Annotated in this window: 3 protein-coding genes and 1 pseudogene; all 4 read right to left on the bottom strand. The window is 63.7% G+C overall.

Going from position 1 to position 3803, the window contains the following annotated elements; translation table 11 throughout:
* Positions 1–724 (bottom strand): transglutaminase family protein (locus VN856_RS22385; RefSeq protein WP_325693099.1); only part of this gene is annotated, 724 nt, incomplete at its 3' end.
* 162 nt (positions 725–886) lie between these two features.
* Positions 887–3064 carry a glutamine synthetase III gene (locus VN856_RS22380; protein WP_325693096.1) on the bottom strand — a complete coding sequence of 726 codons (2178 nt, stop codon included), beginning with the start codon at positions 3062–3064 and terminating at the stop codon, positions 887–889.
* Positions 3065–3232: 168 nt separating this feature from the next.
* A pseudogene (locus VN856_RS22375) lies at positions 3233–3424 on the bottom strand (dihydrodipicolinate reductase); the annotation flags it as partial.
* Between the two features lie 26 nt (positions 3425–3450).
* On the bottom strand, positions 3451–3803 hold a 353-nt coding region (locus VN856_RS22370), incomplete at its 5' end, for an SDR family oxidoreductase (protein WP_325693094.1).

Genomic DNA, 3803 nt, shown 5'->3' with positions numbered 1-3803 from the left:
CGGTCGCGATGCGCACCATCGACTGCCGAGGAGCCAGGCATGTCGCGTCGACGACCCGCCACTCCCCCTCGACGAACGCCTCGGCGACCGCGTGAAAGTCCATCGGTTCACACCCCGGTGCGTACACCGCCGCCAGGCGGGCGGGCACGTACAGCGCCCGCAACATGGCGATCACCAAGTGGGCGTAATCGCGACACACGCCGGCCCCCGCCAGCAGCGTGTCGGCGGCGCCGTCGATCGGATCACTGGATCCTGGAACGTAATCCAAGCGGGTACCTACCCACGAGGAGACTCGTTCGAGCACCGTCGCCGAGTCGGCGTATCGCCCGAACTCGGTCGCGGCGAATCCGAAGAATTTGTCGGATTCGGCGTAGCGGCTCGGACGCAGATAGGTGACCAGGTCGATCTCGCGGACCGGTGCGGGCTGGGCTTCGCCGGAAACCGTAGCCGAGTACGACAGGCTCACCGCTCCTTCGCCGACGTCGACCGAATGGATCCGCGTGTCATGCGGCCCGATGATTTCGAGAGGCTGAAGTGGCTTGCCGTTGAACGTGATTGCCAGCGATTCGCGAACCTCGAGGCCCGGCTGGTGGGCGACGGCTACCTGAAATTCAAGTGTCGTAGGAGCAGTGACCTCGACGTCGATCTGTGCGCCGACTTCACGGCTCGCGGTGCTCGTCGCTACCCCGTGCCCGCCGTCCTTGTGGTGTCGCCATGAGGGCATGGGTGTGCCGCCCTTTCGTTGTCGCAGAAATTGCGCGCCGAGACATGCACTGCCGTCGACCGGTGTCCCACGAAACGTTTGTTGTACGCCATCGGCTGGGGACTCAACCACGGCACAAGTAATTGGCTCCAGCCTACAGGTGAGTCGCTCCCGACTCCTGCTCTAGAGGATGTACAGCATCTCCTGATAGGTGGGCAGCGGCCACAGATCATCGGCCACAACGGCTTCCAGCGCATCGGCCGCCGATCGGATCGCGTCCATCGCCGGCAGCAGCTCGTGTTGTGCATGCTTGGCCTCATCGAGCACCGACTCCGCCGAATGGTCGGACAGCGCGGCTTTCAGCGTTGCAAGGCCCGCTTCGAGATCCACTATGGGAGCCGAAACCGCCTCCAGTGCAGTGATGCTCGCTTCCACGCCGGCGGCCTTCAGCGCGGCGACGTTCTGGGCGAGCTCGGTCTGATACCGGATCGCGGCCGGCAGGATGATCGTCGAGCCGATCTCCAATGCGAGCTTGGCCTCGACGGCGATCGTCAGCGCGTACTGCTCCAAACGCACCTCGTAGCGGCTGTGCAACTCGCGCTCGCTGAACACGCCGTATTTCTCGAAGAGTTCGACCGCTTCGGGTTTGACCAGCTCCGGCACGGCGTCCAGCGTGGTCTTGAGGTTCGGCAAGCCGCGCTCGGCCGCCTCGATTTGCCACTTCTCCGAGTAGCCGTCGCCGTTGTACACCACGTCGCCATGTTCGGTGATGATCTCGGTGAGCAGCGTCTGCACTGCCTTGTCGAAGTCCTCACCGTCTTTGACAGACGTCTCCAGCTTGGTGGCCATGTAGTCCAGCGAGTCCGCCATGATCGTGTTGAGCACGATCAACGGCACGGCAACCGTTTGCCCGGAACCGGGCGCCCGGAACTCGAACCGGTTGCCGGTGAACGCAAATGGGCTGGTGCGGTTGCGGTCACCCGGATCGGTCGGCAGCGGCGGCAGGGTGTCGACCCCGATGATCATGGTGCCCTTACCTTTTGACGAGGTCGCGGCACCCTTCGCGATCTGCTCGAACACGTCGGCGAGTTGTTCGCCAAGGAAGATCGAGATGATCGCGGGCGGTGCTTCGTTGGCACCGAGGCGGTGGTCGTTGGTCGCCGACGCGACCGAGACGCGCAGCAACCCCGAGAACTTGTGCACGGCCCGGATAACAGCCGCGCAGAACACCAGGAACTGCGCATTCTCGTGCGGGGTGTCGCCCGGAACCAACAGCGAGCCCAGCTCTGAGTTGCCCATCGAGAAGTTGACGTGCTTTCCGGACCCGTTGACCCCGGCGAACGGCTTTTCGTGGAATAGGCATTCCATACCGTGCTTTTTGGCGATCGTCTTGAAGACAGTCATCGTCAGCTGCTGGTGGTCGGAGGCGATGTTGGCCCGCTCGAACATCGGCGCCAGCTCGAACTGGCCGGGGGCCACCTCGTTGTGCCGGGTCTTGGCGGGAATACCGAGTTTGAACAGCTCCCGCTCGGTGTCCATCATGAAACCGAGGACACGCTCCGGGACCGCGCCGAAGTAGTGGTCGTCGAACTCCTGGCCCTTCGGCGGCTTGGTGCCGAACAAGGTGCGGCCGGCATTGATCAGGTCCGGGCGCGCAAGGAAGAAGTGCCGGTCGACCAGGAAGTACTCCTGCTCGGGGCCGCAGAATGACACGACGTGGTTGAGGTCCTTGTGACCGAACAGCTTCAGGACGCGCTCGGCGTGCACGCCCATGGCCTGCTGGCTGCGCAGGAGCGGTGTCTTGAAGTCTAGCGCTTCACCGGTCATCGAGACGAATACCGTCGGGATACACAGCGTGTTGCCATTCGGGTTTTCCAGGATGTAGGCCGGGCTGGTGACGTCCCAGCCGGTGTAGCCGCGCGCCTCGAAGGTGCTGCGCAGACCACCGGAAGGAAAGCTGGAGGCGTCGGGCTCACCCTGGATGAGTGTCTTGCCGGCGAATTCGGCCAGCGTCTGGCCATCGGAGACGGGCTCGAGGAAGCTGTCGTGCTTCTCGGCGGTCAGGCCGGTCATCGGGTAGAAGACGTGGGCGTAGTGGGTGGCGCCCTTCTCCAGCGCCCAGTCCTTCATGGCGGCTGCGACCGAGTCGGCGACCGCGGGGTCCAGCTTGGCGCCCTTATCGATCGTCGCCACGATCGACTTGTATACGGCTTTGGGTAGCCGTGCCTGCATCTCCGCTTTGGTGAAGACACTGGAACCGAATACCTGGCCCGGCGTCTCGCCCGGATCGAAGCTGATAGCGGGAGGCACATACGCCTCGACGTTGGTGATTGCCGCCAGCCGTACTGCGTTGCCGCTCAATTGAGTCCCTATCGCCACGATGCATCGCATCGGAATTGTCAGTCCGTTGTGCGGCTGACATTAAGGACACTCGGTTCCGGGAATGTTACGTCGCTGTCAAAAATTCCGTGTGCGCCGTGAACATTCCCGACAGTTGGACGTCCTCGCGCGATTGGTCGTGCACCTGGGCTTACAACGGCCGGCAAGCCCGCGCAGCGGCAGGTCAGCGCGGGTCATCAGTCCGGGCCGTGCCGCGACGGCGCCGAGGATAGCGGCCGGTGCCGGCATGTCCGGGGCGGTCATTCCGATCGACGCGACGTCTGTCGGATCGGACAGATGCGCGCCGGGCACGGGGAAGATGATGTGCTTGTTGTAAACGCACTGTCTGAGCGTCGATCAGTCGCGTCCTACGTGACCCACTCGGGCTGCTGCTCGGTCTCGACCGCGGAGAAGTCCTTGTGACCCAAGCCTGCCGTGCACCCGCCGTCTACGACGAACTCCGAACCAGTCGAATAACTGGACTCGTCGCTGGCCAGGTAGATGACGAGGCTGGAAACTTCCCTGGGCTCGGCGGCACGCCCCAGTGCGGTCTGGAAAAGGTCGTCGGGCACCCACTCGGTCATCGGTGTCTTGATCAATCCCGGGTGGATTGAGTTGACCCGAATTCCGCTGGGCCCCAACTCCAGAGCAGTGGATTTCGTCAGACCGCGCACAGCGAACTTGGTGGCCGTGTAGCCGTGGCAGGCGATGGTGCCGGCCA

Source organism: Mycobacterium sp. (assembly GCF_035603715.1).
GTDB lineage: Bacteria > Actinomycetota > Actinomycetes > Mycobacteriales > Mycobacteriaceae > Mycobacterium.
This window is presented reverse-complemented; position numbering and strand designations above follow the sequence as displayed.